This window comes from Verminephrobacter aporrectodeae subsp. tuberculatae At4 (assembly GCF_000193225.1).
Classification (GTDB): Bacteria; Pseudomonadota; Gammaproteobacteria; order Burkholderiales; family Burkholderiaceae_C; genus Acidovorax; species Acidovorax aporrectodeae.
Window position 1 is genome coordinate 1 of sequence record NZ_AFAL01000467.1, and the last position, 3,795, is coordinate 3,795.

The 3,795-nt window shown below is 71.7% G+C and carries 3 protein-coding genes; all 3 read right to left on the bottom strand.

Annotation, left to right across the window (positions count from 1 at the left end):
* On the bottom strand, positions 1-670 hold a 670-nt coding region (locus tag VTU_RS27495), incomplete at its 3' end, for a primosomal protein N' family DNA-binding protein (protein WP_010105607.1).
* Between the two features lie 394 nt (positions 671-1,064).
* A complete protein-coding gene (gene hemE / locus VTU_RS0115055; protein ID WP_010105609.1) occupies positions 1,065-2,177 on the bottom strand; it encodes a uroporphyrinogen decarboxylase in 1,113 nt (370 codons plus the stop codon).
* 137 nt (positions 2,178-2,314) lie between these two features.
* Positions 2,315-3,795 (bottom strand): MFS transporter (locus tag VTU_RS27500; RefSeq protein ID WP_010105611.1); only part of this gene is annotated, 1,481 nt, incomplete at its 5' end.

Sequence of the window (3,795 nt, forward strand, 5' to 3'; positions counted from 1 at the left end):
TGCGCGCCGCGCCGCTGTGCGCGGCGAGCCAGCTCCTGAGGCGCTGCGGGCCGGTCATTCCGCTGTGCAGCGGGACCACGGCGCTGGCGCCGAAGCGCGCTGCGAAGCGTTCCTCGAGCTGCGGCGTGAGGTTGATCTCGGGAACCAGCACCAGCGCCTGCGCCGTGGGGTCGGCTTGGAGCATCTCCTGCACGCAGCGCAGGTAGACCTCGGTCTTGCCGCTGCCGGTGCTGCCAAAGAGCAGGAAGGGGCCGGGCTCCGAGGCAATCCGGGCGCAGGCGCTTGCCTGTTCCGTGGTGAGCGCCACGCTCTGCTGCACCGTGTGCGCAGCTGCGTCCGCGGGCGGCGTGGGGCGGCGCAGGCGGCGCGCGAACTGCTCGGGGCGCAGCCCGCGCAGATGCGCGGGCAACGCGGCCAGCGCGACCTCGCCCAGGGCGCGCTGGTAGTAGCGCGCGGCAAAGGCGACCAGGCGGCGCCAGGGCAGATCCAGCGGGGCCAGGCCCTCGAGCACCCCGGCGACGGGGCGCAGCGCGGTGCCTTCGGGAAGGCCGCCCGGGGCCTCGTCGGCGTCCCACACCACGCCCAGCACCTCGCGCGCTCCCAGGGGCACGCGCACCAGCGTTCCCGCGGGCAGGGGGCGCTCGCAGGCGTAGCTCAGCAACTCCCCCATGCCGCTGTGCGACGGGGTGTGCAGGGCCACGTGGACGGGGCCGGCGGGGGGCTGGGGAGCGGACAAGGCAGGATGGGGCAGGAGGGCAGGGGCGGACGGGGAATTGTCGCCGCGGGAGGGCAGGGCGCGCTCGTGCGCAGGCCCTTATGGCAGCTTGTGCATGCCACGTGGAGGTTCATTCGCTAAGTCCATGTTTTTGTTAGTGCCTGTAAATAATCCCGAATATTTGTTGATAACTTTGTTGAAATCTCGTCGGGTTTCGCCTTGAAACCGCATGAATGCAGGCCATCGACAGATTGCTTACAAAACAGGCAGCCCCTTAAACTGCTTATAAGTCTGAAGAAAGACGGGCGGCAAGTTCTGCGCGCACGCCAAGCGCCTGCGCGGGGGGGCGTCAGGCCCGGCGCTGCGCCCGCGAGTGGCTGTGCACGGCCTCGACCAGCGCCGCCACGTGCTCGGGCGGCGTGAACTGGCTGATGCCGTGGCCGAGGTTGAAGATGTGCGTGGGCCCGGTGCGGCTGCGGTCGGTGTGGGGCGTGCCGAAGCGGTCGAGCAGTCCGTGCACCTGCTGCACGATCTGCTCCGGCGGCGCGAGCAGCACGCAGGGGTCGATATTTCCCTGCAAGGCCTTGCCCGGGCCCCCGACGGCGCCGCCGAGCAGCGCGCGCGCCTTGGCGAGGTTCACCGTCCAGTCCAGGCCCAGCACCTCGCAGTCCAGCGACTGCATGTCTTGCAGCCATGGTGCGCAGCCCTTGGTGAAGACGATGCGCGGCAGGTCGGCGCCGTCCACCCCCGTGCGCCGCAGCTGCGCCAGCACGCGCGCGGTGTACGCCAGGCTGAATTGCTGGAACGCGCCGTCGGCCAGCACGCCGCCCCAGCTGTCGAAAAGCATCACGGCCTGCGCGCCGGCGTCGATCTGGGCGTTCAGGTACGCCGCCACCGCGTCCGCGTTCACCGCCAGGATGCGGTGCATCAGGTCGGGGCGCGAATACATCAGGCCCTTGACCTGGCGGTAGTCGTCGCTGCCCTGGCCCTCGACCATGTAGCAGGCCAGCGTCCAGGGGCTGCCGGAGAAGCCGATCAGCGGCACGCGCCCGCCCAGCGCCTGGCGGATGTTGGCGACCGCGTCGAACACGTAGCGCAGCCGGTCCATGTCGGGAACGGCCAAGCCGGCCACGGCGGCCTCGTCGCGCACCACCCGGGCAAAGCGTGGGCCCTCGCCCTCGACGAACGCCAGGCCCAGGCCCATGGCGTCGGGCACGGTGAGGATGTCGCTGAACAAAATGGCCGCGTCGAGCGGGAAGCGCTCCAGGGGTTGCAGCGTGACCTCGGTGGCGTAGTCCACGTTGCTCGCCAGGCCCATGAAACTGCCGGCCCGGGCGCGCGTGGCCCGGTATTCGGGCAGGTAGCGACCCGCTTGGCGCATGAGCCACACGGGGGTGTAGTCGGTGGCCTGGCGGCGGCAGGCGCGCAGGAAGCTGTCGTTGGCGAGGGGGGCAGGGCGCATGCGCTGATTGTCGCAGGGCATGCCCAGCGGTCAGCACAGCGCCACAGCCCCCCGCTGAGGCCTGCGCGGAGCCGGCTTCGCCGGGCCGCTGCTGGCGTCCCCCTGGGGGGAAGACGCGAAGCGGCTCAGGGGGGGACTTATCTTTCAGCGATGTAGTGCGACATGCGGGCCGTCTCGCCGGGCGCGAGGAAGGCGCGCACCTCGCTCTCCAGCGTCTGATCGGCCATCGTGGCGCGGGCGCGCTGGTGCAGGTAGTCGGCCCAGGATTCGACGATGAAGCGCTCCACATAGCGCGAGGACTGGCCCAGATCCCGGTACACGCGCCAGAAGGTGGCGCCGTCCCTGCGGCGCGGGGCCCGCAGGCGGCTGATGCTGTCGAGAAAGGCGGCGTCGGTTCCGGGGGCGATGCGGTAGCCGATCTCCACGGCCACGGGGCCGGCCTCGGGCCGGGGCTCGGCCTCGATGAAGAGCTCGTCCCAGGGAGTGGCCTGCGTCACCTCGTGCAGCGCGCCCATGCGCAGCGGCAGGGGGCGTGCCAGCGGCAGGCCGGCGAGCATGCACGCTGCGGCCAGGCACAGCGTGGGCGTGGGGCCGATGAGGTCGGACGACGCGCCCCAGAACGCCGAGCCCATGGCAAACGCCCCCAGCGCGGTCACCATGTGCATGGCCACGGCGCGTGCGCGCACCCACTGCGGCGCGCTCGCCTGCGTGGCGGTGTTGAAGGTGGACATGGACGACATCCACGCCGCGCCCGCGAGCAGCATCCACAAATAGACGATCCAGGCCGCCTGCGCAAACGCGGTCACCAGCATGGCCGCCGCAAACACCACGCCGCCGGCGCCGACGATGCGCTCGAGCCCGAAGCGTGCGCGCAGCCGCCCGAGCAGCAGCCCCACGGCCACTGCGCCTATTCCCAGGCAGCCCATGAGCAGGCCAAAGCCCTGCGCACCGGCGCCGAGCTGGCGCTGCGCGATCATCGGCAGCAGCGCCCACAGCGCCGAGCCCGCGGCGCTGAAGGCCGTCACGCGCACCAGCTGCGCAAAGATGATGCGCGAGTGCCAGGCGTAGCGCAGGCCGCTCAGGGTGCCGCCCCAGAGCCGCTCGGGCGGTAGCCGGGTGGGGTCGTGCGCGCGCGGCGGCCAGCGGCGGATCGACTTCCACATCACCAGTGTGGTGCCCACCGAGAACGCGAACACCCAGCCCGCACCCAGCTGCGCGAACACCAGCCCCGCGAGCGTAGGGCCCAGGGCGCGCGCGACGTTGTAGGCGATGCCCACGGCGGTGATGGCCTGGGGCCAGGCCTCGCGCGCAACCGGGTCGATGACCGAGGCGTTCCAGGCCGGGGTGAGCACGGCCGTGCAGCCGCCGCAGACGAACACCAGCAAGAGCACCGACGCCGGCCCGCTCCAGCCGCCCAGCGTGAGCAGGGTGAGCAGCGCGCAGGTCCCCGCTTGGGCCAGCAACGCGCCGCAGATCAGGCGCTTGCGGTCCGTGGTGTCGGCGAGCACGCCCGCCGGCAGCGCCAGCAGGAACATGGGCAGGAACACCGCCGTCTGCACCAGCGCCGCGAGGAACGACGATCCCGTGAGTTCGACCATGAGCCAGGCGGCCGCCATGG